We start from the raw sequence: 25,488 nt of genomic DNA on the forward strand, positions 1-25,488 counted from the left end.
CTGCACGCCAAGTGGCTCAACACCCGCCTGGCGCTCGCCCGCGAGCTCGCCGGCGTCGACGACCTCGGGCTGCTGCCGAACCACCCGGCCCGCATCCACTTCACCTACCTCGACCCCCCCCCCGCGCTCCCCCACCCGCCCCGTGCACAGGTACGGACATCCCGGACGCCGACCGCCCGTGTCGGTGCGACGTGCGCCGACCCGCTGCTACCGTGGGCACGTGCGCGGCAGCCTCCTGCTTACCCGCCGCGGCGAGGCCCTCTCCTAGGTCGGCTCCCTCGTCGCGGGGTTCCGGCGTTCCCGGCGTCCGCTGACCGTCCCCGGAGCTGTGCGCACTCCGCGCACGGCACCCGCCCCAGGAGCCCTCCCCCATGAGCGAGACCCACCCGCACGCCCGCAGCCCCCAGCAGCCCTCGGGCATGCCGATCCACCGGTACGCGCCCTTCACCCCGGTCGCGCTGCCCGACCGCACCTGGCCGGAGAAGGTCACCACCGTCGCCCCCCGCTGGTGCGCCGTCGACCTGCGCGACGGCAACCAGGCGCTGATCGACCCGATGACGCCCGACCGCAAGCGGCGCATGTTCGAGCTGCTCGTCCGCATGGGCTACAAGGAGATCGAGGTCGGCTTCCCGGCGGCCAGCCAGACCGACTACGACTTCGTCCGGCAGCTGATCGACGAGGACCTGGTCCCTGACGACGTCACCATCCAGGTGCTCACGCAGGCCCGCGACGAGCTGATCGAGCGCACCTTCGAGTCGCTGCGGGGCGCCAAGCAGGCGATCGTGCACCTCTACAACTCGACCAGCACCCTGCAGCGCCGCGTCGTGTTCGGCTCCGACCGCGCCGGGATCATCGACATCGCCGTCCACGGCGCGCAGGTGGTGCGCAAGCTCGCCGAGCAGATGGGCGACACCGAGATCCGGTTCGAGTACTCCCCCGAGTCCTTCACCGGCACCGAGCTCGACTTCGCCGTCGAGGTCTGCAACGCCGTCACCGACGTCTGGGAGCCCACCCCCGACCGGCCGACCATCCTCAACCTGCCGGCGACCGTGGAGATGGCGGAGCCGACCGTCTACGCCGACCAGATCGAGTGGATGCACCGCAACCTGGCCCGGCGTGACTCGGTGATCCTGAGCCTGCACCCGCACAACGACCGCGGGACCGCCGTCGCCGCGGCCGAGCTGGGCTACCGGGCGGGCGCCGACCGCATCGAGGGCTGCCTGTTCGGCAACGGCGAGCGCACCGGCAACGTCGACCTGGTGACCCTCGGCCTGAACCTGTTCAGCCAGGGCATCGACCCGCAGATCGACTTCTCCGACATCGACGAGATCCGCCGCACGGTCGAGTACTGCAACCAGCTGGGCGTGCACGAGCGGCACCCCTACGGGGGCGACCTGGTCTACACGGCGTTCTCCGGCTCGCACCAGGACGCGATCAACAAGGGCTTCAAGGCGCTGGCCGCCGACGCCGAGGCCGCCGGTGTCCCGGTGGAGCAGCAGGCCTGGGCGGTCCCCTACCTGCCGATCGACCCCAAGGACGTCGGCCGCAGCTACGAGGCCGTGATCCGGGTGAACAGCCAGTCCGGCAAGGGCGGCGTCGCCTACATCATGAAGACCGAGAACCACCTCGACCTGCCCCGCCGGCTGCAGATCGAGTTCTCGGCGGTCATCCAGCGGCACACCGACGACGAGGGCGGTGAGGTCACCGCCGAGCAGATGTGGACCGCCTTCAGCAACGAGTACCTGCCCGACCCGGCCGCGCCCTGGGGCCGGTTCTCGCTCAGCGGGCACCGGCACACCGCGCACGGCGACACCACCGACGAGATGGTCGTGGAGCTGGTCGACGACGGCGTCCCGCTGACCGTGGAGGGGCGCGGCAACGGCCCCATCGCGGCGTTCGTCGACGCGCTGCGCAGCGTCGACGTCGACGTCCGGGTGCTCGACTACGCCGAGCACGCCATGTCCGCCGGTGGCGACGCCCGGGCGGCGGCCTACGTCGAGTGCGCCGTCGGCGACCGGGTGCTGTGGGGCGTGGGCATCGACCCCAACATCGTCACCGCCTCGCTGCGCGCCGTCGTGTCGGCGGTCAACCGCGCCCAGCGCGGCTGACCGCGGGGCGGGGTGCGCGGCTCAGCGCACCCCGTCCTCGGCGCGCCCGTTCTCGGCGCGCCCGTCCTCCTCGCGGCTCTCGGCCAGCGCCGTGGCCGGCTCCTCGGGCGGCGCGTCCGCGGGCTCGTCGCCCTTGTAGACCCGGTCGCCCGCACCGCCTCCGCCCGTGCGCAGCTCGTCGACCAGCAGGCGGTCACGGCGCACGTGCCGGCGGCGGTAGGCGACCCGGCTGACCATGTGCGCACTGACCGGTGCGGTCAGCATCTGGAAGACGGCGACCAGCAGCAGCATCCAGGTCGCCGACCAGCCCTGCAGCCGGATGGCCGCGCCCACCATGACCAGCAGCACCCCGAGCACCTGCGGCTTGGTGCCGGCGTGCATCCGGGCGAGGACGTCGGGGAAGCGCAGCAGCCCGAGCCCCGCGGTCAGGCAGAGGAACGTGCCGGCGAGCAGGAGGGCGACGGCCAGCACGTCCCGTGCCACCTCGAGCACGCTCACCGCGAGGCCTCCGCAGCCCGTGCCGCCCGCTCCTCGGCGGCCTCGGGCAGGCCGACGTCCTGCCCGTCGTCGGCGGAGCCCACCAGCATGCCGCCGATGTAGCGGGCCACCGACACCGAGCCCACGAACGCCAGGAGGGAGACCACCACGAGCACGGGCACGACGGTGGGGTCCCGCTCCAGCCCGGCGTGCACGGCGAGGCCGGCGGCGATGATGACCAGCAGGGTGTCGGTGGCCACCACGCGGTCCAGCAGCGAGGGACCGATCCCCAGGCGGACCAGCGCCAGGAAGGCCCCCACGCCGAGCATCCCGTAGGCGGCCCAGTAGACGACCGTCACGTCGCCACCCTCCCCGTGCTCCGCGCGGGCGCCAGCGCCGCGACCTCCTCGGGCGAGCCGAACGCGCGCACCACCCGCTCCTCCTGCTTCAGCACCGACGCCCGCTGCCGCTCGACGTCGCCGGAGTCGCGCACGTGCAGGACGTGCAGCGAGATGGTGCGGCGCTCGCGGTCCATGTCGATCACCATCGAGCCGGGCACCAGCGACAGCGACTCGGCCACGATGGTGAGCAGCAGGTCGGAGTCGGTGCGCAGCTGCACGGTGATGACCGCGCTGCGGTCGATGCCGCTGGGCCGCACCGTCTGCCAGGCCACGAGCGCCCCGGAGCCGATCAGGTCGAGGACGAACCAGCCCAGGAACGACAGGGTCGGCAGGGGGCGCAGCCGGGAGCCGCCGGTCACCGGGGGCAGGGGCAGCAGCAGGGTCACCCCTAGCGCGATCGCGACCCCGCTGAGCAGGTTGGCCCACGACCACGTGCCCCAGAGCAGGTTCCAGACCAGCACGAGCCAGACCAGCAGGGGGAGCTGGTGCCGCAGCCGGTGGGCGGCCGGCGCGGCGCTCTCGGCGCTCACGGCACGGCCCCGTCGTCGCCGAAGACCGACGAGATGTAGGGCCCCCGGTCCCGCAGGTCACCGGCCGCCCGGTCGGCGATCCCGTACAGCGGACCGGCCAGGGCGGTCAGCCCGACGGTCACCACGACCATCGCGGCGGTGGAGGCGACCATCACCCGGGGCAGCGGCCGCAGCGGCCGGCCGGGCCGCTCGTCGTTCCCGAGGCCGTCCGTGGCCGGCGTGCTCGCCGTGGCGACCGCCGTGTGCCGCTGCCAGGCCGCCCGCCGCGCCTCGGCGCGGTCACCCAGGGCCGCCCCTGCCGGCTGCTTCTCCCCTGCCGGCTCCTGCTCCTCCACCGGGGAGGGCAGCGGTTCCGGCGAGAGGTCCGGGCCGGCGTCGGCGGCCGCGGCGTCGGAGGTGTCGTCGGCGGGCGACTGCGTCGGTGGCCGCCAGAAGGCGCGGCTCCACACGCGGGAGATGGCCAGCAGGGTCAGCAGGCTGGTCACCGCCCCACCGGCGACGAGGACGATCGGCAGCCACCCGCCGTCGGCCACCCCGGCCTCGAGCAGGCCGAGCTTGCCGATGAAGCCGGAGAACGGCGGGATGCCCGCCAGGTTCATCGCCGGGACGAAGTACAGGACCGCCAGCAGCGGTGAGGCCGTCGCCAGGCCGCCGAGACGGTTCACGCTCGTCGAGCCGCCCTGGCGCTCGATCAGCCCCGCGACGAGGAACAGCGTCGTCTGGATCGCGATGTGGTGGACGACGTAGAAGATCGCACCGGCCAGCCCCGCGGTGGACGCCAGCGAGATCCCGAAGACCATGTAGCCGATGTGGCTGACCAGCGTGAAGGACAGGATCCGGCGGACGTCGGTCTGCGCCACCGCGCCGAGGATGCCCACGACCATCGTCGCCAGGGCGGCCCACATGAGCACCTCGTCCAGCGCACCGCCGGGGAACAGCAGCGTCTGGGTGCGGATGACGGCGTAGACGCCGACCTTCGTCAGCAGGCCGGCGAACACGGCGGTGACCGGCGCCGGGGCGGTCGGGTAGCTGTCGGGCAGCCAGGCCGACAGCGGGAAGACCGCCGCCTTGATGCAGAACGCGATCAGCAGCATCGACTGGAGCAGCAGCTGCGTGCCCTCGGGCAGCTCCGCGAGCCGGCCGGCGAGCTGGGCCATGTTCACCGTGCCCGTCGCCGCGTAGACCAGGGCGATCGCGGCGAGGAACAGCACCGAGCTGAGCAGGCTCACGATGATGTAGGTGATCCCCGCCCGGATGCGCGCTGCCGAGCCCCCGAGCGTCAGGAGCACGTAGCTGGCGGTCAGCAGGATCTCGAACCCGACGTAGAGGTTGAACAGGTCGCCGGCCAGGAAGGCGTTGGCCACGCCCGCGATGAGCACCAGGAACGTCGGGTGGAAGATCGAGATGGGTGTCTCGGCGTCGCCGTCGGCCGCGCCCTGGCCCACCGCGAACACGAGGACCCCGAGCGCCACCGCCGCGGCGACCACCAGCATGAGGGCCGAGAGCCGGTCGACGACGAGTACGACCCCCAGCGGAACCGGCCACCCGCCGACCGACAGCGCCGCGGCGCCTTCGGAGTCGGCGAGCAGCAGCAGGGCGATCGAGACGCCGAGCACGGCGGTGAGCACCGCGACGCTCAGCGTCCGCTGCATCCGCGGGTGCCGGCCACCGACGAGCAGGGCCGCCGCGGCGCCCAGCAGCGGGAGCAGGACCGGCAGCGGGGTGAGGACGCGGATCACTTCAGGTGCCGGTCGGTCGGCGGGAGGTCGACGTCGTCGGAGGCGATGCCGGCGTAGTGCCGGGCCAGCGTCGCCTCCACCTCGTTGTCGGCCGCGAAGGTGTCGGCGTGCATCGCCGCGCGGTCCTCGGGGGCGAGGTCGTCGGGGTCGATCTCGTCCGCGTCGGTGCCCGAGCGGCGGGCCACCCGGCGGTCCTCCTCGTCGACCTCGATGACCTCCTGCCGCACCAGCCGCCAGGAGCGGTAGATGATCGCGAGCACGAACGCCGCGATGCCGAAGGTGATGACGATCGCGGTCAGGACCAGCGCCTGCGGCAGGGGGTCGCTCATCTCCTCGGGCTCGGCGTAGCCGAGGATCGGCGCGAGCCCGGACGGCCCGCCGGTGGACAGCAGCAGCAGGTTCGTGGCGTTGCCCAGCAGCAGGAAGCCCAGCAGGACCCGGGTGAGGCTGCGGTCGAGCAGCAGGTAGACGCCGGCGGCGTAGAGGACGCCGATGACCACCGGCAGGACGACGGTGGGGGTCATCGCAGGATCACCTCTCCGGGCGCGGAGTCGATCGGGTCGTGCTCGTCGGCCTGGCGGTCGAGCTCGGCCCCGAGGCTGCGCAGGATGTCGAGCACGAGGCCCACCACGATCAGGTAGACGCCGATGTCGAAGAACAGGGACGTGACGAGCTTGACGTCGCCGAGCACCGGCAGCGTGGTCTCCAGGATCGCCGTCTGCAGCACGTCGGCGCCCAGCAGCAGCCCGACGACGCCGGTCGTGCCGGAGAACAGCAGCCCGACCCCGAGCAGCAGGCCGGGGTCCACCGGCGCGGCCTCGCCCAGCTCGTAGCGGCCACCGGCGAGGTAGCGCAGCACGAGCGCCAGCCCGGCCACGAGCCCACCGGCGAAGCCGCCGCCGGGCTCGTTGTGCCCGCTGAACAGCAGGAAGAGCGAGAAGACCAGGATCGGGTGGAACAGCACGCGGGTGATCACCTCGAGGATGACCGACCGCCGCTCCGGCGCCAGGGTCACCGTGGCGGCCAGCCACTGCCCCCGGGGCGCCCGCCGGGAGCTGCGCTCCTGCCGGGCCAGCTCCACCGGGTCGAGCCGGTCGACGCTGCCGGTCCGCCGCCGCAGGAACACCAGGCTGGCCACGCCGGTGGCGGCGACGACGAGGAGCGAGATCTCCCCCAGCGTGTCCCAGGCGCGGATGTCGACCAGGGTCACGTTGACGATGTTCTGGCCGCCCCCGAAGTCGTAGGCCTCGGCGGGGTAGTCCACGGAGACGGGGGTGGCGGTGCGGGCGCTCAGCACGACCGCGCCGGCCGCGGCCATGAGCGCGCCGACACCCACGGCGATGACCCCGCGGCCCAGCCGCTCGCGGGGCCGGTGCCGCTCGGTGATGTCCTTGGGCAGCTTGCGCAGCACCAGCACGAACACGACCAGGGTGAGGGTCTCGACGAGGAACTGCGTGAGCGCCAGGTCGGGGGCGCCCTGCAGCGCGAAGAGCACCGCGAGGCCGTAGCCGGTCACGCCGACCACGAGGACGGCGGACAGCCGCTGCCGGATGCGCAGCGCGAGCAGCGCGGCGATGACCATCACCGCCCCGACGAGCGCCTGCACGGGCGTGTCCCAGGCCCGCCACTCCCCCGGCCACGGCGCCCGGAACAGCAGCACCGAGCCGGGCAGGGCGAGGACGACGGCCAGGATGGTGCCGAGGTAGGCGGGCAGCGAGCCGCGCTGCGTGGTGCCCGTGACCAGGACGGCGATGCGGTCGACCGCCTGGAGGGTGTTCCAGTACCCCTCGTCAGCCGAGGCACCGACGGCCACGCGGCGCTGCGCCCGGAAGACGGCGCTCCGGGTGAGGAAGAGCAGGGCACCACCGACGACGGTGACCGCCGACAGCAGCAGCGCCGGCTGCAGCCCGTGCCACAGCGCCAGCTTCTCCGGCTCCGGGGCCACGGGGGCCAGCGTGTCGGCGTAGCCCGCGACCAGCGGCTCCAGCAGCGGGCTGGCCGGCCCGAGCACCAGCCCGGTGAGCGCCAGCGCCGCCGGGGGGAGCAGGAACAGCGCCGTCGGCGGGTGGACCAGGTCGGCCGGCTCGGTGGCCGGCAGGTCCGGCTTGCGGGCGAACGCGCCCCAGACGAAGCGTGCCGTGTAGGCAGCCGTGAGGACCGAGCCGAGCACCAGGCCCACCAGCACCCCGACGGCGGCGCTGCGGTCGGGCAGCCCGCCGTCCCACAGCGCGGTGAACGCCGCCTCCTTGCCCACGAAGCCCAGCAGCGGGGGCAGGCCGGCCATCGAGGCGGCCGCCAGCGTGCCGACCACCGCGAGCGCGGGCAGCCGCCGGCCCAGGCCCGAGAGCCGGCGCAGGTCCCGCACCCCGGTCGCGTGGTCGATGACGCCGACGGTGAGGAACAGCGTGGACTTGAACAGCGCGTGCGCCAGCGTCATCGCCAGGCCGGCGGCCGCGAGCTCCCGGCTGCCCCCGCCGACCAGCACCATGAGGAAACCGAGCTGGCTCACCGTGCCGAAGGCCAGCAGCAGCTTCAGGTCGTTCTGCCGCAGCGCGCGGTAGCCGCCGACCAGCATCGTGGCCAGGCCCAGGCCGAGGACCAGCGGCCGCCATCCCGGCACGTCGGCGAACCCGGGCGCCAGCCTGGCCACCAGGTAGATCCCGGCCTTCACCATCGCGGCGGCGTGCAGGTAGGCGCTGACGGGCGTCGGGGCCTCCATCGCCGCCGGCAGCCAGAAGTGGAACGGGACCATCGCCGACTTCGTCACCGCGCCGGCGAGGACGAGCACGGTGCCGGCGACGAGCAGCGGGCCGCTGCCCGGGTCGGCGACGACCTCCGACAACAGGTAGCTGCCGCTGGTCTCGCCCAGCATGATCAGGCCGATCAGCATGGCCAGCCCGCCGGCGGTGGTGAGGACGAGCGCCTGGCTGGCCGCGCGGCGGGCCGCCAGCTTGGTGCCGGCGCCACCGATGAGCAGGTAGGAGAAGACGGTGGTGAGCTCCCAGAACACGTAGAGGAGCAGCAGGTCGTCGGCCAGGACGAGCCCGAGCATCGAGCCGGCGAACGCGGTGAGGGTGCCCGCGAACCGGGCGGTCCCCTCGTCGTCGGCCTCGAAGTAGCGGGCGCAGTAGAGCAGGACCAGCGCGCCGACCCCGGTGACGAGCAGCGCGAAGGTCAGCGACAGCGCGTCCAGCCGGAGGGCGACCTCCAGGTCCAGCTGCGGCACCCACGGCACCGACTCGTGCAGCGCCCCGCCGTCGGTGGTGCGGCCGGTCCGGGTCAGCACCCACGCGAACCCGGCCGCGGGCACCAGGGCCAGCACCAGGAAGGCGTTCCGCCCCCACCACCGCACCAGGACCGGCGCGAGCACGGCCGCGAGCAGGTGGAGGAGCAGGAGTGCGAGCACGGGTCTCCGGGAGGTCAGCGGGCTTCTCGGACACCGCTGACGTCGGACGACGGCCGGCGGATGAGGACCAGATTACCGGTCGTGCGCCACCGACCGCCTCCGGCGGCGATGCCGGCCTAGCCCTCCGCGAGCTCCGCGGCGGCCAGCCACTCCTCCTCGACCTGCTCCTTCTCCGCCTGCACGGCCCGCAGCTGCGCGTCGAGCTCGGCGGCCTTCGCGTAGTCGGTGGCCGCGGCGGCGAGCTGCTCGTGCAGCTTCTTCTCGTCGGCGTCCAGCTTGAGCATCCGCCGCTCCAGCTTCGCCGCCTCCTTCTTCGCCGCCCGCGCCTCGGCGGCGGAGACCGCGGGAGCCGCCGTGGAGGGCGTGCCGACCGGCCGCGGGCCGCCGTCCCCCGCCGAGGTCAGCGGGGCACCGCCCTCGGCCCGCCGGCGCAGGTACTCGTCGACGCCGCCGGGCAGCTCGGCGAGCGAGCCGTCGCCCAGCAGCGCCACGACCTTGTCGCAGACGCGGTCGACGAAGTACCGGTCGTGGCTGACGACCAGCACCGTGCCCGGGAACCCGTCGAGCAGGTCCTCGAGCGCGGTGAGGGTGTCGATGTCGAGGTCGTTGGTCGGCTCGTCGAGGATCAGCACGTTGGGCTCGGCCATGAGCAGGCGCAGCAGCTGCAGCCGCCGCCGCTCGCCACCGGAGAGGTCGCCGACCGGCGTCCACTGGCGGTTGGCCATGAACCCGAACCGCTCGGCCAGGGACGACGCCGAGATCTCCTGGTTGCCGATCCGCGCGATGCGGGCGATGTCCTGCACCGCCTCCACCACCCGCAGCGTCCGCGGCAGCTCGGTCACGTGCTGCGACAGGTACGCCGCGGCCACCGTCTGCCCGACCACGACCCGGCCCGAGTCCGGCTCCGTCTCGCCCACGAGCAGCTTGAGCAGCGAGGTCTTGCCGGCCCCGTTGACGCCCACGATGCCGATCCGGTCCCCCGGGCCGACGTTCCAGGTCAGGTCCTTGAACAGGGTGCGCGGACCGTCCTCGGTGGGGACGGCGTAGTCGACGTCCTCGACGTCGAAGACGGTCCGGCCGAGCCGCTTGGCGGCGAAGCCCTTGAGCGCCATCGAGTCCCGGGCGGGGGGCTCGTCGGCGATGAGCGCCTGGGCCGCCTCGATGCGGAACTTCGGCTTGCTGGTGCGCGCCGGCGGGCCGCGGCGCAGCCAGGCCAGCTCCTTGCGGACCAGGTTGAGCCGCCGCTCCTCGGTGACCGAGGCGATCCGCGCCCGCTCGGCCCGGGCCAGGGTGTAGGCCGAGTAGCCGCCCTCGTAGGAGTGCACGGCGCCGTCGGCGACCTCCCACGTGGTCGAGCAGACCTCGTCGAGGAACCACCGGTCGTGGGTGACGACGACCAGCCCGCCGGTGCGCCGCTTCACGTACTCGGCCAGCCAGGCCACGCCCTCGACGTCGAGGTGGTTGGTCGGCTCGTCGAGGACCAGCAGGTCCAGCGGGCGGATCAGCTGGGCGGCCAGCGCCACGCGGCGCCGCTCGCCACCGGACATGGGGGCGACCGGCGCGTCGAGGCCCAGCCGGTCCAGCTCCAGGCCGGTCAGGACCGAGCGCACGGCGGGGTCGCCGGCCCACTCGTGCTCGGCGGCGAACATCGACGAGGGCAGGACGACGTCGCGGACCGTCGTCCCCGGCGGGAGGGTGCCGGACTGGTCGAGCACGCCCATCGCCAGGTCGCCGCGGCGGGTGACCCGGCCGGAGTCCGGGTCGTCGGCACCGGTGATGAGCGACAGCAGCGTGCTCTTGCCACCGCCGTTGCGGCCGACGATCCCGATCCGCTCGCCGGCGGCGACGCCGAGGGAGACGTCGTCGAGGATGACGGTCGTGCCGTGTGCCTTGTGCACCCGCTCGAGGTTGACCAGGTTGAGGGGCGCGCTCATCGGCGGGTCGCAGAAGTCATGAGGCCCTCAGTATCCGACGAGCGCCCCGTCGACGGCGACGGCGGTGTCGCGGGCCGTCGTCCGCGGCAGCCGCAGGCAGGCGACCGCACCCAGCGCGACCACGCCGGCGACGGCCAGGAAGCCGGCACCCAGCCCCGCGGAGCCCACCAGCGGCGGGACGACGAGGTTGCCCAGGATCCCGCCGAGCGCCATCGCCAGCGACATCGCCGAGACGGCCGTGGCGCGGTGCGCGGCGGTGACGCGGGTGTGCAGCACCGCGCTCAGCAGCGGCCAGGCCGAGCCGTGGGCGACGTAGTGGAGGACGAACCCGGTGGCGGCCACGGCCAGCAGGTCCGGTCCCGCCAGGGCGGCCAGCGAGGCGCCACCGAGGACCGCGAGCACCGCGCAGGCGGCGCGGGTGGACCCGCGCAGCACCCGCCGCAGCGCCGGCGCGGCCATCGCCCCGACCGCCGCCGCGGCGAACGAGGTCGCCAGGACCACGCCGTAGACGGCGGCACCGTCGTCACGGTCGCCGGCGAGCTCGCCGAAGCGCACCGGGCCGAGCAGCTCGCAGGCCGCCAGGCCCACGCCGCCGACCGCGGTCAGGAGCAGCACCACGCGCATCGGTCGGTCGGTCAGCGACAGCCGCACGGCGCCGCCCACCGTCGCCGGGACCGCCCTCAGCCCGTCGGCCAGCGCCGCACGGGCGCTGCCCTCCCGGGGCGGGCGCTCCTCGGACAGCAGCCGGAGCACCGCGGCGATGAGGACGAGGTCCAGCACGGCGGCGGCCAGGTAGGGCACCGCGAGGGCGCCGCCGCCCCCGAGCAGCCCCGGGAGAAGGCCGCCGACCACCGCGCCGACCGCCAGGCCGCCGCCGTCGGCCGCCGAGTGCCTGGCCAGCCCGGGCGCGACGTCCGCGCCCGGGTCGATCCGGTGCACCGTGTCGACGTACCAGGCCTCGACCGGCCCGGAGTCCAGGACACGGCCCAGGCCCAGGAGCAGCACGCCGACGAGGAAGCCGGCGAAGGTGCTCGCCGTGGCGTGGACGAGGCAGGAGAGCAGGTGCAGGACGGCGCCGGCCACCACGACCGGGCGGCGCCCGAGGGCGTCGGCCAGGCCGCCGGTGGGCAGCTCGAGCAGGAGCACCACCGCGCCGTGGACGGTGAGCAGCACGCCGATCTCGGCGAGCGTGAGGCCGCGCGACTGGGCCAGCAGCACCGTGATCGGTGCCGTCAGGCCGACGGGCAGCCAGCGCAGCGCGGTGAGCCCGACCAGCCGGCGGGTCGCGGCGGCGACCGTCTGCGGGGCGCTCACGTCGGCCAGTCCCGCAGCGGGACGAGGTCGACCAGCACGCAGACCCGCTCGCCTGCCCCCTCCTGCGCGGTGTCGGCCGGGTGCTCGGCCATCCAGCGCGCCAGCGTCGCGTGCAGCTCGGCGGCCAGCTCGCGGGTCTGGGCGGGCGTCAGCCGCAGCGCGTAGTCGCTGAGCGAGGCGGCATCGGCCCACTCCGGCCCGAGCCGGTCCTGCTGCGCGAACCAGGCGTCGAGCACGCGCGCCTGCTGGTCGATCGCCAGCCGGGTGAACTCCTCCTGCACCTCGGCGCCGCCCTCCTGGGCCAGGAGGTCGCCCGGGCGCCAGCTGGTCTGCCGGTGGCGGGCGCGCCACCAGCGCTCGCGCGCCGTCCCCTCGCCCTCGACCTCCTCGACGAACCCGTACGCCTCGAGCTGCCGCAGGTGGTAGCTGGTCGACCCGCTGCTCTCGCCGACGGCGCGTGCCAGCCGGCTGGCCGTGGCCGGGCCGTCCAGCCGGAGCCGGGCGAGCAGCCGGTTGCGCAGCGGGTGCGCCAGCGCCCGCAGCGCGCGGACGTCGGTGACCTGGACGGCGGGCGCTGGGGACGACGGCTCCGGAGGCACGGCGCCACGGTAGAGATGCAAAGGTTTCTTTGCAACCTTCGCTCCCCGGCCTCCTACGGCGCACAATGACGGGGGCCGAAGTGGCCATTTCGGCCCCGGGCGGAGGAGTACGCATGAGCAACCTGGACCGTCGCCCTGCCACCCGCGAGCTGGGCGGGCTGCAGCAGACCTCGACGGGTCCGGTGCTGGACCTGCTGCCGGGCAAGGAGGTCATGCTCGGCGAGTCCACCCGGGTGCGGCGGCTGCTGCCGACGCTGGGCAGGCGCATGGTCGGCGCGTGGGCCTTCGTCGACCACTACGGGCCCGACGACATCGCCACCGGCCCCGGCATGCAGGTGGCGCCGCACCCGCACACCGGCCTGCAGACCGTCTCGTGGCTGCTCGACGGGGAGGTGCACCACCTCGACTCCCTCGGCAGCGACGTCATGGTGCGCCCTGGCGGGCTCGCGCTGATGACGGCCGGCCACGGCATCTCCCACTCGGAGCAGTCCCCCGCCTCGCACCCGCGGTACCTGCACGGGGCGCAGCTGTGGGTGGCGCTGCCGGACGCGCACCGCGAGGTGGCGCCGCACTTCGAGCACCACGACGTCCTGCCCGGGTTCAGCTCCGACGGGCTGCGCAGCACCGTGCTGATGGGCAGCTTCGCCGGCACGACCTCGCCGGGCCGCGCCTACAGCCCGCTGATGGGAGCCGACCTCGACCTGACCGCGGGCGCCGACGTCGAGATCCCGCTGGAGCCGGACTTCGAGTACGCCCTGCTGGCCTCCTCCGGCTCCGCCTCGATCGAGGACGTGCTGCTGGAGCGCGGCGCAATGCTCTACCTGGGCACCGGCCGGCGCTCGCTGCGGCTGCGCGCGCCGGAGGCGGCCCGGCTGCTGCTGCTCGGCGGTGAGCCGTTCGAGGAGCGCCTGGTCATGTGGTGGAACTTCGTCGGCCGCTCCAGCGAGGAGATCGCCTCCTACGCCGAGCAGTGGAACGCCGAGGACGAGCGCTTCGGCGTCGTCACGGGCTATGACGGCGACCGGCTCGCCGCCCCGCCGCTGCCCCCGGTCCCGCTCGTGGCCCGCGGCCGGGTGCGCTGACCCCGGCCGGTGCGCCCCGCTCGCACCGGCCGCGCACCGCTCAGGCCGCGGCGACCTCCATCACCGAGAACGCCGCACCCCAGGGGTCGGCGACCACGGCGAAGCGGCCGTAGGGCGTGTCCATCGGCGCCATGGTCACGGTGCCGCCCCCGGAGCGGACGCGGGCCACCGCGTCGTCGGTCGACGCGACCGCGAAGCAGGCCGACCAGCCGGCCGGGCCCCCGGTGGCCAGCCCGCCCAGCCCGCCCAGCGGGTCACCGGTGGTGGCGAAGGTGCTGTAGTCCATCTCCGCGTCCACCGGCTCCCACCGGAAGCCGAAGACCGCGGTGTAGAACTCCCGCGCCTTCTCCGTGTCCTCGACCGCCGCCCCGTTCCACACCAGCGACCCCGGCTCGTTGTAGCGGCGGACGCCGGTGTGCTCGCCGGACTCCCACAGCCCGAAGCCGTGGCCCTGCGGGTCGACGGCGATCGTCATCGTGCCGAGCGGGCCGATCTGCATCGGCTCCACGACGACGGTGCCGCCGGCCTCGCGGATCGCGGCCACGGTGGCCCGGCTGTCGTCGGTGGCGAAGTAGGTGGTCCAGCCGTTCGGCACCGCCGCGTCCGGGTTCGGGCCGAGGCCGGCGACCGGCTGGCCGTCGAGCAGCGCGTTCAGGTAGCCGCCGTACTCCGCGTCGCCGCCGGTCCAGCCCCAGCCGAACACGTCGGCGTAGAAGCTCTGCGCTGCGGGGACGTCACCGGCTCCGTAGTCGACCCAGCACGGCGTACCGGCCGGCCACGCGGTCTCACGAGTGGGCATCGGGTCCTCCTCGAGGTGTGGGGAGGACCACGGTGGCACCGGCCACCGACAGTTCCCAGGGGTCGCGGTGCGGCCCCCGGGTCAGAAGCGGCCGCCCCCGGAGCTGCGCCCACCGCCGCCACCGAAGGAGCCGCCGCCGGAGCTGCGGCCGCCGAAACCGCCGCCGCCGCCGAAACCGCCCCCGCCGCCGAACTCACCGCCGAAGCCGCCTGAGGAGCGCCCACCGCCCAGCAGGATGCCGCCCAGCACCAGGCTGCCGAGGTCCACCCCGCCGCGCCGGTAGCCACCGCCGAACCCACCGGGCATCCCCCCGCCGGGCCCACCGCCGTAGCCGGAGTTCCAGCGGTCCACGTCGTCCTGCGCGAGGTCCAGCGCGTGCTCGGCCAGCAGGCCGGCCTGCTGGGCGGAGCGCAGCGCGCTCACCGGGTCGGTGCCGCCGGCGTCGACGGCGGCCTCCAGGTAGCGCCGGGCCTCCGCCAGCCGGGTGCGGGCCTCCGGGCCCACCGCACCGCGCCGGGTGTCGATGAAGTCGGTGGCCGCGGCCAGCGTGGACCGGGCGGTGAGCATGGCCTGGTCCAGCGCGGCGGCCGCCCGGCGGGCCTGGGTCTGCGCGTCCCGGGCCGCCCCCAGGGTCTGCTCGAGCGCGGCGTCGGCGTCCTCCAGCTGGCGCAGGGCCGCGAGCGGGTCCCCCGGCGAGCCGTCGGGCGGACGCAGCGCGGCGTCGGCCGCGGTCAGCGCCGCCTCGGCACGGGCGATCTGCGGCTCCAGGCCGGTGCGGTCCCCCGCGCGGACCAGCGCCCGCGCCTCCGCGAGGTCCTTCTCGGTCTCCGCGCGCGCCGCGGCCACCCGCCCGGCGGCGGCGTCGAGGTCGGCGGCGAGGCGGCCCACGGCGTCCAGCAGCCTCTCGGTCTGCGCGACCGCGTCCTCCGCGGCGCGGACGTCACCGACGGCGTCCCCGCCCCGGCCGGCCGAGAGCGCCTCGCGGGCCTCGCGGATCTCCTGCTCGGCCGCGTCCAGCCGCGCACCGGCCTGCCCGACGTTGTCCACGACGGCCGCGACGGCGCTCCCCGCGTACCGCTGCCGGAGGTCGGCCAGCCGCTGCTCCTCCTGCGGCAGCCGCGCGCGGAGGGCGGCGATGCGGGGCCCGAGGCCGTCGAGCACCTGCGGGGCGTTCTTCTCCAGGTCGCGCAGCTGCTGGAAGGCGGCGCTCTGCTCGTCCAGCCGGGCGTCGGCGGCCGCCGTGAGAGCCAGGATCTCCGCCAGCATGCGGCGGGTCGTCGGCTCGTCCCGGCCGGCCCCCCGCTCCCCCGGCCCGTCGTCCAGCTGCTGGCGGACCGAGAACGCCCGGGCCAGGTCCTGCTTCGACTGCTCCAGGGCCGCGCCGAACCCGGCGACCGCCTCCTCGCCGTACTGGACGCGGGCGAAGTCGAGGTCGAGCTGGGAGGTCTTGACCGCCTCGTCCAGCTCCAGCAGCGCCTCGCTGGCCCGGCCCTGCAGCTGGTCGGTCGGCACGCCCTCGTGCGGGTCGCGCTCCCGCCGTCGGCCGGGCGGCAGGGCGCCGCCGCGGCCGTTCCGGCGCGACCGGCTGACCAGGTAGGCGCCACCACCGACGACGGCGACGCCGCCGAGCACCAGCAGCGTCGCGCCACCCCCGCCCGAGGAGCCCTGGTCGGAGCCCTCGGCCGCGGTCTCGCCGTCCCGCAGCAGCGCGGCGAACGCCGTCACGCCGCCGGCCCAGTCACCCTCGCCGAGGAACGGCTCGACCTCCTCCGCGGCGCGGTCCTCCAGCTCCACCTGCGACAGCGGCGAGGCCGGCGGCCGCGAGAAGCCGTACGCGCGGTCCTCCACGGCGACCACCAGCAGCGCGTCGTTGCGGCCCAGCTGGCTCAGCTCGGCGGTGGCGCCGGCCCAGTCGCGGCCCTGCGCCTGGTCGAAGCTCGCCACGAACGCCACGAACAGCTGGATCCCGTTGGCCCGCCGCAGCTCGTCGATGGCGTCCTCGACCTCGTCCTCGCGACCGCGCAGGGCGCCCACCTCGTCGGTGACCTGGTCGGCCAGCCGGAACGGTGGGACCGCGTACGCCGGACCGCCGGTGAGGAGGAGCAGGACGAGCACCCCCAGGACGACGCACAACCGGCGCACGGAGACCTCCTGGACGGGCGATGGGGAACGTCCGCGACCCTACCGACGGCCGAGGGGTCCGGCCCGGCCGCCGTGGGTAGGGGCGGTCGACGACGCCCCAGCGACCCAGGAGGCCCTGTGCCCGACCGCGACTCCGTCCCCGCCGCCGACCTGCCCGCGAGGACCGTGCGCCGCGTCGGCGACTGGGCGGTGGGCAACCGGGGCCCCGGCCCGGACGGCGAGGACCGCTACTTCGCGGTGTCGAGGACGTGCCGCCACCAGCTCGCCGACCTGTCCGAGGGCACCGTCGACGCCGACGGCTGCCTGGTCTGCCCGTGGCACCAGAGCCGCTACGACGTCAGGACCGGCGAGATGGTCGAGGGGCCGCGCGGCTTCCTCGGCTACCACGGCCCGACACCGGGCTACACCCAGCTGGTGCGGCTGCTGGGGTCGATCGCCCGGCTCCGGGTCCGCCGCGCCACCCGCCAGGGCGACCAGGTGACGCTCGAGTAGGCGCTAGGTCCGCTCGATGGGGGCGTCGATGCCCTGCACCAGCGCGTCGCTCTCGATCGTCTCCACGCCGGTGGGCGCCACCGACACCCCCTGGGTGGCAGCGACCTCCTCCGGCGACTTCGGCCGCAGCACGCCGTCGCGGATCTCCTCGGCCCAGTGGCAGCTCACCAGCCGACCGGGAGCCAGCTCCCGCAGCACCGGGACCTCGTCGTCGCAGCGCGTCTCCTGCCGCCACGGGCAGCGGGTGTGGAACCGGCAGCCGCTGGGCGGGTTCGCCGGCGACGGCAGGTCGCCGGCCAGCAGGATCCGCTCCCGGCCGGCCTCCACGACCGGGTCCGGCACCGGCACCGCGCTCATCAGGGCCCGCGTGTACGGGTGCAGCGGCTCCTCGTACAGGTCGTCGGCGGAGGCCTGCTCCACCAGCGAGCCGAGGTACATGACGCCGACGACGTCGCTGATGTGCCGGACGACGGCGAGGTCGTGCGCGATCACCAGGTAGGTGAGGCCCAGCCGCTCCTGCAGCTCCTCCAGCAGGTTGACGACCTGGGCCTGGACGGAGACGTCGAGCGCGGAGACCGGCTCGTCGGCGATCAGCAGGTCCGGCTCGAGGGTCAGCGCCCGCGCGATGCCGATGCGCTGCCGCTGGCCACCGGAGAACTCGTGCGGGTACCGCCGCAGCGCCGCCGTCGGCAGGCCGACGGCGTCCAGCAGCTCTCGGATGCGGGCGGCGATGCCGGCGGTGCCGCCGCCGAGCCCGTGCGCCTTGAGCGGCTCGGCCAGCAGCGACTCCACGTTCTGCCGCGGGTCCAGGCTGCCCAGCGGGTCCTGGAAGACCATCTGCATGCGCCGGCGCATGGTGCGCAGCTGCTCGCCCTTGAGCGCGGCGACGTCGGTGCCGTCGAAGACCACCTGGCCGGCCGTCGGCTCGACCAGCCGCAGCACGGCCCGCCCCAGCGTGGACTTGCCGCAGCCGGACTCGCCCACCAGGCCGTAGGTGGTGCCGCGGTCGATGGCGAGGTCCACGCCGTCGACGGCGCGCACGTGGCCGACCGTGCGGTCGAAGACGAGGCCCCGCTTGATCGGGAAGTGCACCTCGAGGCCCTGCACGCGCAGCAGCGGTTCGGACGCGGGCACGGCGGTCATCGGAGCACTCCGGAGGCGGTGGCGCCGCCCGTGGACGGCGGGTACTGGATGGGGTGCCGGCAGCGCAGCTCGCGGCCCGGGCCGTCGGGCTCGAGCGACACGGTGCTGCCGGCGACCTCGGTGAGGCAGTCGTCCTGGGCGTTGTCGCAGCGCGGCGCGAAGGCGCAGCCCTCGGCCCAGGGGATGGTGTCGCGCGCCGAGCCGCGGATCGGCGTGAGCGGGGCGCCACGGCCGCCGTCCAGCCGCGGCACCGAGGCCAGCAGGCCCCCGGTGTAGGGCTGGCGCGGGCGGGCGAACAGGTCGTGCCGGTCGGCCGTCTCGATGATCTTACCGGCGTACATGACGTGCACCCGGTCGCACAGCCCGGCGACGACGCCGAGGTCGTGGGTGATCATCACCAGCGCCGTCCCGGTGTCGACGACGAGCTCGCGCAGCAGCTCCAGGATCTGGGCCTGGATGGTCACGTCGAGCGCCGTCGTCGGCTCGTCGGCGATGAGCAGGCGGGGCGAGCAGGCCAGCGCCATGGCGATGAGCGCGCGCTGGCGCATGCCGCCGGAGAGCTGGTGCGGGTACTCCTTCAGCCGCCGGCGGGGGTCGGGGATGCCGACCTTGTCCAGCAGGGCGGCCGCCTCGTCGACGGCCTCCTTCTTGCTCATGTCGCGGTGCTCGAGCAGCACCTCGGTGACCTGGGTGCCGATCGGCACGGTCGGGTTGAGCGAGGAGAGCGGGTCCTGGAAGACCATCGCCATGTCGGCCCCGCGGAGGCGCCGCAGCTGGCTGTCGGGCGCGCCGACCAGCTCCTGGCCCTGGAAGCGGACCGAGCCGCTCACCTCCACCCCGCGCCGCGGGAGCAGGCCCATGACCGCCAGGGAGGTCACCGACTTGCCGCAGCCGGACTCGCCGACCAGGCCGACGGTCTCCCCCGGCGCGACGGAGAAGCTGACGCCGTCGACGGCGCGGGTGGGCTGCTCGCCGCGGCGGGTGAACCGCACGGCGAGGTCCTCGACCTCGAGCACGGGCTCGGCCGGGATCACGCTCACCTCCGGAACTTCGGGTCGAGGGCCTCGCGCAGCGACTCACCGAGCAGGGTGAAGCCGAGCGCGACGACGATGATGCACAGCGCCGGGTACACGGCCAGCTCCGGCCGGATCGACAGGAACGCCTGCGCGTTGGCCAGCATCGCGCCCCACTCCGGGCGGGCGAGGTCCGGGTCGCCGAGGCCGAGGAACGACAGCGCCGCGGCCTCGATGATCGCCGTCGCCAGGGACAGCGTGCCCTGGACGATCACCGGGGACAGCGAGTTGGGCAGCACGTGGCCGAAGATGATCCGGCCCTTCTTCACGCCCAGCGCCGTCGCCGCGAGGGCGTAGTCGCTGTTGCGCTGGGCCAGCATCGAACCGCGCAGCAGCCGGGCGAAGATCGGCACCTGGGTCACCGCGATCGCGATCATCAGCGCGTACTGGTTCTGGCCCAGCAGCACCGAGATGCTGATCGCCATCAGCAGGCTGGGGATCGACAGCACGATGTCGACGAACCGCATGACGACGGTGTCCACCCAGCCGCCGAGCCCGCCGGCCAGCACCCCGAGCGCCATGCCGACGACGACGCCGAGCACGGTCGAGACCACGCCGATCATCAGCGACTGGCGGGACCCCATGATCAGCCGGGACAGCAGGTCGCGCCCCAGGTTGTCGACCCCGAGCGGGAAGCCCTCCTGCGCGCCGGGGATGGAGCCGGGGCGGATCTGGGAGAGCAGCGTCTGGGCCAGCGGGTCGCGCGGTGCCAGCAGCGGCGCGAACGCGGCCACGAGCAGGAAGACCAGGACGATGACCGCCCCGATGATGGCCACCGGGTTGCGCCGCAGCCGGCGGAAGGCGCTGCGGGTGAGCGAGACCCCGCCCTCGCCCTCCGGCACGGCGCCGGCACGTGCGGCGAGCTCGTCGATCCGCCGGCGGCGGACGTCACCGAAGGCGGTCACCGGGCACGCACCCGCGGGTCGAGCAGGCCGTAGGAGATGTCGACCAGCAGGTTGATGAGCACGTAGACCACCGCGAGCAGAAGGATGAAGCCCTGCAGGACGGCGAAGTCACGGGAGAAGATCGCCTCGTAGATCGCCGACCCGACACCGCCGAAGGCGAACACCGTCTCGGTGAGGACGGCGCCCGAGAGCAGCAGGCCCGCCTGCAGGCCGATCGTCGTGGACACCGGGAGCAGGGCGTTGCGGATGATGTGCCGGCGGCGCACCGTCGCCGTCGCCAGGCCCTTCGCGTTCGCCGTCCGGACGTAGTCCTCGTTGACGACGTCGAGGACCGACGCGCGGGTGATGCGGACGATGATCGCCAGCGGGATGGTGCCGAGCGCGATCGCGGGCAGGACCAGGTGCAGGACGGCGTCCCACGCCGCGTCCCACTCCCGGGTCAGCAGCCCGTCGAGCACGTAGAAGTTCGTGATGCGGGTGGCGTCCATGCGCACGTCCTGGCGCCCGGAGCCGGGCAGCCAGCCCAGCTCGACGGCGAACACCAGCCGGAGCAGGTAGGCGAGGAAGAACACCGGGATCGCCACGCCGAGCAGCGAGCCGATGACCGACGTCGAGTCCAGCCAGCTGCCGTGCTTGCGGGCGGCGAGGTAGCCGAGCGGGATGCCCACGCCGATCGCGAAGATCATCGCGAAGATCGTGAGCTCGACGGTGCCGGGCATCCGCTCGAGGAACTCGGTGGTCACGGCGCGGCCCGTGCGGGCCGACGTGCCGAAGTCCAGCTGGACCGCCCGGCCGAGGAACCGCAGGTACTGGACGTAGATGGGCTCGTCGAGCCCGAAGAGCTCGTTGTAGCGGGCGATGTCCTCGGGGGTGGCCCGTTCACCCAGCGCGGCCTGGGCCGGACCACCGGGGAGGGCACGCAGCCAGGCGAACAGCAGCACCGACAGCCCGAGCAGGATCGGGATCAGCTGCAGCAGCCGACGGACGATGAAGCGGAGCACGCGCTCGGGTCAGCCTTCTTGGTTCGGGAGCGGGTCCGGCCGCGCCGGTGGTGGTGGGGTCACCACCACCGGCGCGGCCGGGGAACCGGATCAGTCGTTCAGGGACACCGTGGAGAAGACCTCGGCGGTCAGCGGGCTGGGCTCGAGGCCCTGGACCCGCTCCGAGACGACCAGCGCCGGCGGCGAGTGCGAGATCGGGACACCCGGCAGGTAGTCCATGATCAGCCGGTTGGCCTCCTGGTACTTCTCGGTCCGGTCGGCCGGGTCCGGCGCGGCGTCACCCTCCTCCAGCGCGGCGAAGATCTCCGGGTTGCTGAAGGCGCCGAACTCCGCCTTGGCCAGCCCGTCGGCCTTGGGGCCGAAGAACGTGCCGATGAAGTTGTAGGCGTCGTTGTAGTCACCGGTCCACCCGAGCAGGTGGATGTCGGACTGGAGACCGGCCTGGACCGCGTTCAGGTAGTCCGGGTTCCAGGGCAGCGCGGTCGCCTCGACCGTGAAGCCGGCGTCCAGGAGGTTCTGGTTGATCACCTGGAACATCGCGGCCGGGTCCGGCAGGTACGGCCGGCTGACCTCGGTCGGGTAGTAGAACTTCAGCGTCGTGCCGGTCGCACCGGCCTCGGCGAGCAGCGACTTGGCCTTCTCGACGTCGTAGTCGTAGGTGGTCACGTCGTCGGCCCAGCCGTCGACCGTCGGCGGCATGAACTGGGTCGCCACCTCGGCGCCCTCCGGCAGGAGGGAGTTCACGATCGTCTCGCGGTCGATCGCGTGGATGATCGCCTGGCGGACGCGCGGGTCCTGCAGCGCCGGGTTGGCCGTCGTGCCGGCGACGCCGCCGGCGTTGAAGCCCAGGTAGAGGATGTTGAAGGGGTCGCGGACGAGCACCTGCGCGCCCTCGCCCTCCAGCGTCTCGTAGTCGGCCGGCGCGACGAAGTCGTAGCCGTCGATGGAGCCGGCCTGCAGCTCCTGGCGGCGGGTGTTGCCGTCGGAGATGGTGCGGAAGATGACCTTGTCGAGCTTGGCCTTCTCGCCCCAGTAGTCGTCGTTGCGGACGATGGTGACCTCGCCGTTGCCGCGGTCCCAGCTCTCGAACTTGAACGGGCCGGTGCCGACGGGGTGCTCCGTGGCGTACTCGGAGTAGGTGAGGGCGTCCTCGCTGCCGCTCAGGTTGTCCGCGTCGTACTCCTGCAGAGCGGTGGGGCTCTGGATGGAGAAGGCGGGCAGGGCGAGGGCGGACGGGAACTTCGAGGTCACCCGGGTCAGCCGGATGACCGCGGTGCTCTCGTCGGTCGCCTCGCAGCTCTCGTAGATGCTCGGGGTGTCGGGCGTGGAGGCGAAGCCGCCGAACACGTCCTGGTAGTACGGGGTCGCGCTGGGGCTCTGCGCCAGGCCCTCGAAGTTGTACCAGCGGTCGAAGTTGAAGCAGACCGCCTCGGCGTTGAAGTCCGTGCCGTCGTGGAACTTCACGTCCTGCTGCAGCTCGAACGTGTACTCCAGGCCGTCCTCGCTGACCTCCCAGTCCTCGGCGAGCTCGGGCACCGGGTCGGTACCGCCCAGCTCGTTGCCGAGCAGGCCCTCGTGGATCTGGCGGGCGACCCGAAAGGTCTCGCCATCGCTGGCGAAGGCGGGGTCGAACATCTTCGGGTCACCGGCGGCGCCGAAGACCAGCGTGCCGCCGGACTCACCGCCACCCTCGTTGCCGCCGGAGTCGCGGTCGCTGGACGCGCAGGCCGAGAGTGTGACTGCGGTGAGCGCGGCCGCGGAGGCGGCGAGCACTCGGGTGGTACGACGACGTGTCATCGCGGAAGACCTGCCTTCCCGGCCCAGCTGGACCGGACGAGTTCCGGACGGGGCGCCGTGGGGTCGAGAAGATCCACGGACGTTCCCGGACCCTAGGCCGGGGTTCTCGCTCGCCGTGAGAGCAGGATCGCCATCGACACCAAGCCGTGACCTTCGAGGGCGAACGGCCTGGTCGGGCGCTACTTGATCGCCCGGATGTAGTAACCGGAGCCACTGGCCAGCGCGTAGTAGGTGCAGGACTGGACGATCGTCCACCCCGTCTTCTGGAAGTCCCCCTGGTGGTACTGGCAGGTCCGCAGCGAGGCGTAGGGCCCGAAGATCGGGATCCGCTCGGCCTGGGCGGGCGCGGCGGTGACCACGCCCGCTGCCAGCGTCAGCATGGTCGCGGCGGCGGTGACGAGTCGCTTCACGGGTGCTCCGTTCCTCCTGGGCTGCTCCCCGGCCGGGGATGGAGGAACGGTTCCAGAACCAGTCGGTTCCGACAAGGCGGCGCGCCCGTGCGCGTCTCGCGGCGACGCCCCCGGTGCCGTCAGGCGTCGATGCGGCGGCGGCCCTCGAACGCCCGGCCCAGCGTCACCTCGTCGGCGTACTCCAGGTCGCCGCCCACCGGCAGCCCGCTCGCCAGGCGCGACACCGCCAGCCCCATGGGGCCGACCAGGCGCGCCAAGTAGGCGGCGGTGGCCTCGCCCTCGAGGTTCGGGTCGGTGGCGATGATCAGCTCCTTGACGGTGCCGTCCATCAGCCGCGTCATGAGCTCCTTGACCCGCAGGTCGTCGGGGCCGACGCCGTCGATCGGGCTGATCGCCCCGCCCAGCACGTGGTAGCGGCCGCGGAACTCCCGGGTGCGCTCGATCGCGACGACGTCCTTGGGCTCCTCGACGACGCAGAGCACGTCCTCGGACCGGCGCGGGTCGCGGCAGATGCGGCACTGCTCGGCCTCGGCGACGTTGAAGCAGGTCACGCAGAACCGGACCGACTCCTGGACGCGCGTCAGCGCGGCCACCAGCCGGCTGACGTCGGCGGACTCGGACGACAGCAGGTGGAACGCGATGCGCTGGGCGCTCTTGGGCCCCACGCCGGGCAGGCGACCGAGCTCGTCGATCAGGTCCTGGACGGCACCCTCGTACACGGTGCTCCTCGGGTTGCGAAGTAGGTCGGGTGGGCGCCGGTCAGAAGCCGGGCAGGCCCAGTCCCCCGCCGGGCCCGCCCAGGCCACCGGCGAGCGGGCCCATGCGGCTGGCGGCGAGCTCGTCGGCCGCCCGCTTGGCGTCGCGCACCGCGGCCACGACGAGGTCCTGCAGCGTCTCGAGGTCCTCCGGGTCGACGGCCGCGGGCGCGATGGTCAGCGCGGTGAGGTCACCGTCGCCGGTCATCGTCGCCGACACCAGGCCGCCGCCCGCGGTGCCGGTGACCTCCGTGGCGGCCAGCTCCTCCTGAGCGGCGACGAGCTGCTGCTGCATCTCCTGCGCCTGCTTCATCAGCTGCGACAGGTCGGGCGCGCCTCCGGGGAACATGCCACGAGAGTAGGCCGCGGATCCGACAGCGGCGGGAACGCCGGGGCGGATGGGTCAGCTGTCGACCGGGCGGGCGCCCAGCTGGGCCCGCAGCAGCTGGAGCGCCGCCTGCTCCTGGTCGACCGCGGGCTCGGGCTCGCGGTCACCCCCGGAGGAGACCTCCGCCGCCCGCTCGGCCATGAGCTCGCGGGCCTCGGCCGCCTCGGCCTGCCGCGCGGCCTCGCGCGCCACCTCGGGGGTCGGTGCGGAGGCCTGACCGCCGCCGGCGCCCTCGACCACGGCGTCCACGCGCCACCGCACGCCGAGGAGCTCGTTGAGCGCCTCGCGGAGGACGTCCTTGTTCAGGTCGTCGCCCAGCCGGCGCGCCAGGGCCGGGGAGGAGGTGGACAGCGTCAGGACGCCGTTGGCCAGCTGGTGCACCTGGGCGTTCTTGAGCAGCGCCTCGGTGGTGCGCTTGTGCTTCTTGACGACGGAGAGCAGCTCCGGCCACACCCGGCGGACGTCGGCGGTGGTGAGCTCGCCGTCGCCTCCTGCCGCATCCGGGGGGTTGGCCGACACCACGGGCGTCGGCTCCCCACCGCGCGGGGCGGGGGCCGACTCGGCGGCCGCACGCGGCGGGGACGCCGGCGGACGCGGCTGCTCGACCCGGGCCGCCGCGGCCTGGACGGCGGCCGGCTGCGCGGTGTGCGGCCAGTCCTCGTCGTCGGTGGGCTCGGGCGGGAGCGGGATGTCCGGCTCGCCCTGCGCCACGCGGGGGTGCCGGGCGGCGGGCTCGGCGGCGGGTGCGGGGGCCTGCTCCTGGGGGGCCGCCGGCCGGGCGGGCCTCGGCCGGCTGCCGGGCTGGGCCGTCTCCGGCCAGTCGCCCGCCGCCTGGGCGGGGGCGGTCGCGGGGCGGGGCCTCTCCCCCGGCCACGCCGTCGTCTTCATCAGCCACAACATGGTCGACGTCTTCGAGGTCGCCGACCGGGTGGCCGCGCTCTACCTGGGCCGCATCGCCGCCGACGTGCCGATCAGCACCGTCGACCGGCCGCA

At 74.2% G+C, this 25,488-nt stretch carries 23 protein-coding genes and 1 pseudogene; 4 read left to right on the plus strand and 20 right to left on the minus strand.

Annotation, left to right across the window (positions count from 1 at the left end; translation table 11 throughout):
• Nucleotides 1–419: 419 nt before the first annotated feature.
• Nucleotides 420–2,108 (plus strand): 2-isopropylmalate synthase, encoded by a 1,689-nt coding sequence (gene leuA / locus E4P43_RS17245; RefSeq protein WP_348522235.1) that lies wholly within the window; start codon nucleotides 420–422, stop codon nucleotides 2,106–2,108.
• A 21-nt stretch (nucleotides 2,109–2,129) separates the two neighbouring features.
• Here leuA and mnhG read toward each other — a convergent pair whose 3' ends face one another.
• From mnhG to E4P43_RS17290, 9 genes are all read right to left on the minus strand, one after another.
• Entirely contained in the window at nucleotides 2,130–2,606 is a 477-nt protein-coding gene (gene mnhG / locus E4P43_RS17250; protein ID WP_135146679.1) for a monovalent cation/H(+) antiporter subunit G, read from the minus strand.
• On the minus strand, nucleotides 2,603–2,944 hold the full coding sequence (locus E4P43_RS17255) for a monovalent cation/H+ antiporter complex subunit F (RefSeq protein ID WP_135146680.1): 342 nt from the start codon (nucleotides 2,942–2,944) through the stop codon (nucleotides 2,603–2,605). Before E4P43_RS17255 ends, mnhG begins: the two co-directional genes overlap by 4 nt.
• The gene (locus tag E4P43_RS17260) at nucleotides 2,941–3,516 is read right to left on the minus strand and encodes a Na+/H+ antiporter subunit E (protein ID WP_135146681.1); all 576 of its coding nucleotides are present in this window, start codon (nucleotides 3,514–3,516) and stop codon (nucleotides 2,941–2,943) included. Before E4P43_RS17260 ends, E4P43_RS17255 begins: the two co-directional genes overlap by 4 nt.
• Entirely contained in the window at nucleotides 3,513–5,255 is a 1,743-nt protein-coding gene (locus tag E4P43_RS17265) for a Na+/H+ antiporter subunit D (RefSeq protein WP_135146682.1), read from the minus strand. Before E4P43_RS17265 ends, E4P43_RS17260 begins: the two co-directional genes overlap by 4 nt.
• Nucleotides 5,252–5,779, minus strand: coding sequence for a Na(+)/H(+) antiporter subunit C (locus tag E4P43_RS17270; protein ID WP_135146683.1), 528 nt, complete (start codon nucleotides 5,777–5,779; stop codon nucleotides 5,252–5,254). Before E4P43_RS17270 ends, E4P43_RS17265 begins: the two co-directional genes overlap by 4 nt.
• Entirely contained in the window at nucleotides 5,776–8,661 is a 2,886-nt protein-coding gene (locus E4P43_RS17275; protein WP_135146684.1) for a Na+/H+ antiporter subunit A, read from the minus strand. The genes E4P43_RS17270 and E4P43_RS17275 overlap by 4 nt, the downstream gene beginning before the upstream one ends.
• Nucleotides 8,662–8,777: 116 nt before the next feature.
• Nucleotides 8,778–10,595: an ABC-F family ATP-binding cassette domain-containing protein gene (locus E4P43_RS17280; RefSeq protein ID WP_135146685.1), complete on the minus strand. Its 1,818-nt coding sequence runs from the start codon at nucleotides 10,593–10,595 to the stop codon at nucleotides 8,778–8,780.
• Nucleotides 10,596–10,622: 27 nt separating this feature from the next.
• Nucleotides 10,623–11,909, minus strand: a complete 1,287-nt coding sequence (locus E4P43_RS17285) for an MFS transporter (protein ID WP_167759226.1) — start codon at nucleotides 11,907–11,909, stop codon at nucleotides 10,623–10,625.
• Entirely contained in the window at nucleotides 11,906–12,508 is a 603-nt protein-coding gene (locus tag E4P43_RS17290) for a helix-turn-helix domain-containing protein (RefSeq protein WP_167759227.1), read from the minus strand. Before E4P43_RS17290 ends, E4P43_RS17285 begins: the two co-directional genes overlap by 4 nt.
• 113 nt (nucleotides 12,509–12,621) lie before the next feature.
• Between E4P43_RS17290 and E4P43_RS17295 the strand changes: the two genes are divergently transcribed.
• The gene (locus E4P43_RS17295; RefSeq protein WP_135146687.1) at nucleotides 12,622–13,590 is read left to right on the plus strand and encodes a pirin family protein; all 969 of its coding nucleotides are present in this window, start codon (nucleotides 12,622–12,624) and stop codon (nucleotides 13,588–13,590) included.
• A gap of 40 nt (nucleotides 13,591–13,630) precedes the next feature.
• On the opposite strand, the gene E4P43_RS17300 is transcribed toward E4P43_RS17295, so the two are convergent.
• Nucleotides 13,631–14,389: a VOC family protein gene (locus tag E4P43_RS17300; RefSeq protein WP_135146688.1), complete on the minus strand. Its 759-nt coding sequence runs from the start codon at nucleotides 14,387–14,389 to the stop codon at nucleotides 13,631–13,633.
• 81 nt (nucleotides 14,390–14,470) lie between these two features.
• Nucleotides 14,471–16,531 carry a TPM domain-containing protein gene (locus tag E4P43_RS20895; RefSeq protein ID WP_135146689.1) on the minus strand — a complete coding sequence of 687 codons (2,061 nt, stop codon included), beginning with the start codon at nucleotides 16,529–16,531 and terminating at the stop codon, nucleotides 14,471–14,473.
• A gap of 117 nt (nucleotides 16,532–16,648) precedes the next feature.
• Between E4P43_RS20895 and E4P43_RS17310 the strand changes: the two genes are divergently transcribed.
• The gene (locus E4P43_RS17310) at nucleotides 16,649–17,023 is read left to right on the plus strand and encodes a Rieske (2Fe-2S) protein (RefSeq protein WP_135146690.1); all 375 of its coding nucleotides are present in this window, start codon (nucleotides 16,649–16,651) and stop codon (nucleotides 17,021–17,023) included.
• Nucleotides 17,024–17,026: 3 nt separating this feature from the next.
• Here E4P43_RS17310 and E4P43_RS17315 read toward each other — a convergent pair whose 3' ends face one another.
• The 9 genes from E4P43_RS17315 to E4P43_RS17355 form a co-directional block, all read right to left on the minus strand.
• On the minus strand, nucleotides 17,027–18,166 hold the full coding sequence (locus E4P43_RS17315; protein WP_135146691.1) for an oligopeptide/dipeptide ABC transporter ATP-binding protein: 1,140 nt from the start codon (nucleotides 18,164–18,166) through the stop codon (nucleotides 17,027–17,029).
• Nucleotides 18,163–19,206 carry an ABC transporter ATP-binding protein gene (locus E4P43_RS17320; protein WP_245159207.1) on the minus strand — a complete coding sequence of 348 codons (1,044 nt, stop codon included), beginning with the start codon at nucleotides 19,204–19,206 and terminating at the stop codon, nucleotides 18,163–18,165. Before E4P43_RS17320 ends, E4P43_RS17315 begins: the two co-directional genes overlap by 4 nt.
• On the minus strand, nucleotides 19,203–20,144 hold the full coding sequence (locus tag E4P43_RS17325) for an ABC transporter permease (RefSeq protein WP_135146692.1): 942 nt from the start codon (nucleotides 20,142–20,144) through the stop codon (nucleotides 19,203–19,205). Before E4P43_RS17325 ends, E4P43_RS17320 begins: the two co-directional genes overlap by 4 nt.
• Nucleotides 20,141–21,145 (minus strand): ABC transporter permease, encoded by a 1,005-nt coding sequence (locus E4P43_RS17330; RefSeq protein WP_135146693.1) that lies wholly within the window; start codon nucleotides 21,143–21,145, stop codon nucleotides 20,141–20,143. Before E4P43_RS17330 ends, E4P43_RS17325 begins: the two co-directional genes overlap by 4 nt.
• A 90-nt stretch (nucleotides 21,146–21,235) precedes the next feature.
• Nucleotides 21,236–22,942 (minus strand): ABC transporter substrate-binding protein, encoded by a 1,707-nt coding sequence (locus E4P43_RS17335; protein WP_135146694.1) that lies wholly within the window; start codon nucleotides 22,940–22,942, stop codon nucleotides 21,236–21,238.
• 179 nt (nucleotides 22,943–23,121) lie between these two features.
• Nucleotides 23,122–23,352: a hypothetical protein gene (locus E4P43_RS17340; RefSeq protein ID WP_135146695.1), complete on the minus strand. Its 231-nt coding sequence runs from the start codon at nucleotides 23,350–23,352 to the stop codon at nucleotides 23,122–23,124.
• A 119-nt stretch (nucleotides 23,353–23,471) separates the two neighbouring features.
• Nucleotides 23,472–24,071 carry a recombination mediator RecR gene (gene recR, locus E4P43_RS17345; protein WP_135146696.1) on the minus strand — a complete coding sequence of 200 codons (600 nt, stop codon included), beginning with the start codon at nucleotides 24,069–24,071 and terminating at the stop codon, nucleotides 23,472–23,474.
• Nucleotides 24,072–24,111: 40 nt separating this feature from the next.
• Nucleotides 24,112–24,456 carry a YbaB/EbfC family nucleoid-associated protein gene (locus tag E4P43_RS17350; protein WP_135146697.1) on the minus strand — a complete coding sequence of 115 codons (345 nt, stop codon included), beginning with the start codon at nucleotides 24,454–24,456 and terminating at the stop codon, nucleotides 24,112–24,114.
• A 54-nt stretch (nucleotides 24,457–24,510) separates the two neighbouring features.
• Nucleotides 24,511–25,206 carry a hypothetical protein gene (locus tag E4P43_RS17355; protein ID WP_245159208.1) on the minus strand — a complete coding sequence of 232 codons (696 nt, stop codon included), beginning with the start codon at nucleotides 25,204–25,206 and terminating at the stop codon, nucleotides 24,511–24,513.
• Between E4P43_RS17355 and E4P43_RS20660 the strand changes: the two are divergent.
• A pseudogene (locus E4P43_RS20660) lies at nucleotides 25,184–25,488 on the plus strand (hypothetical protein); the annotation flags it as partial. The gene E4P43_RS17355 and the pseudogene E4P43_RS20660 overlap by 23 nt on opposite strands.

Origin of the sequence: Blastococcus sp. TF02A-35 (genome assembly GCF_004571075.1) — a bacterium.
Lineage (GTDB): Bacteria > Actinomycetota > Actinomycetes > Mycobacteriales > Geodermatophilaceae > Blastococcus.

Bases quoted from the DNA above. Each gene is read 5' to 3' on its own strand.
- E4P43_RS17335 (WP_135146694.1), bottom strand. From the start codon at position 22,942: ATGACACGTCGTCGTACCACCCGAGTGCTCGCCGCCTCCGCGGCCGCG.
- E4P43_RS17295 (WP_135146687.1), top strand. From the start codon at position 12,622: ATGAGCAACCTGGACCGTCGCCCTGCCACCCGCGAGCTGGGCGGGCTG.
- E4P43_RS17280 (WP_135146685.1), bottom strand. From the start codon at position 10,595: ATGAGCGCGCCCCTCAACCTGGTCAACCTCGAGCGGGTGCACAAGGCA.
- E4P43_RS17270 (WP_135146683.1), bottom strand. From the start codon at position 5,779: ATGACCCCCACCGTCGTCCTGCCGGTGGTCATCGGCGTCCTCTACGCC.
- E4P43_RS17315 (WP_135146691.1), bottom strand. From the start codon at position 18,166: ATGACCGCCGTGCCCGCGTCCGAACCGCTGCTGCGCGTGCAGGGCCTC.
- leuA (WP_348522235.1), top strand. From the start codon at position 420: ATGCCGATCCACCGGTACGCGCCCTTCACCCCGGTCGCGCTGCCCGAC.
- E4P43_RS17300 (WP_135146688.1), bottom strand. From the start codon at position 14,389: ATGCCCACTCGTGAGACCGCGTGGCCGGCCGGTACGCCGTGCTGGGTC.
- E4P43_RS17350 (WP_135146697.1), bottom strand. From the start codon at position 24,456: ATGTTCCCCGGAGGCGCGCCCGACCTGTCGCAGCTGATGAAGCAGGCG.